The following is a 790-nucleotide window of genomic DNA, read 5'->3' as shown; positions in this document are numbered from 1 at the left end:
GGTTCTGTTGCAAAGTTGAATTTATAGTATAATTTTAACAAAAAGGAGTCTTCTGTATGAACTATTTCAGATATAAACAATTTAACAAGGATGTTATCACTGTAGCCGTTGGCTACTATCTAAGATATGCATTGAGTTATCGTGATATATCCGAAATATTAAGGGAACGTGGTGTAAACGTTCATCATTCAACGGTCTACCGTTGGGTTCAAGAATATGCCCCAATTTTATATCAAATTTGGAAGAAAAAGCATAAAAAAGCTTATTACAAATGGCGTATTGATGAGACGTACATCAAAATAAAAGGAAAATGGAGTTATTTATATCGTGCCATTGATGCAGAGGGACATACATTAGATATTTGGTTGCGTAAGCAACGAGATAATCATTCAGCATATGCGTTTATCAAACGTCTCATTAAACAATTTGGTAAACCTCAAAAGGTAATTACAGATCAGGCACCTTCAACGAAGGTAGCAATGGCTAAAGTAATTAAAGCTTTTAAACTTAAACCTGACTGTCATTGCACATCGAAATATCTGAATAACCTCATTGAGCAAGATCACCGTCATATTAAAGTAAGAAAGACAAGGTATCAAAGTATCAATACAGCAAAGAATACTTTAAAAGGTATTGAATGTATTTACGCTCTATATAAAAAGAACCGCAGGTCTCTTCAGATCTACGGATTTTCGCCATGCCACGAAATTAGCATCATGCTAGCAAGTTAAGCGAACACTGACATGATAAATTAGTGGTTAGCTATATTTTTTTACTTTGCAACAGAACC

Annotated in this window: 1 protein-coding gene; it reads left to right on the top strand. The window is 34.1% G+C overall.

Annotated features, from left to right (window positions below):
• Positions 1 to 56: 56 nt before the first annotated feature.
• The gene (locus ACSBRB_RS10600) at positions 57 to 731 is read left to right on the top strand and encodes an IS6-like element IS257 family transposase (RefSeq protein ID WP_001105987.1); all 675 of its coding nucleotides are present in this window, start codon (positions 57 to 59) and stop codon (positions 729 to 731) included.
• The last annotated feature ends 59 nt before the right edge of the window (positions 732 to 790 follow it).

The organism is Staphylococcus auricularis (assembly GCF_051172115.1).
Classification (GTDB): Bacteria; Bacillota; Bacilli; order Staphylococcales; family Staphylococcaceae; genus Staphylococcus; species Staphylococcus auricularis_A.
The sequence above is the reverse complement of the archived record's forward strand: the minus strand, read 5'-3'. Positions and strand labels throughout refer to the sequence as shown.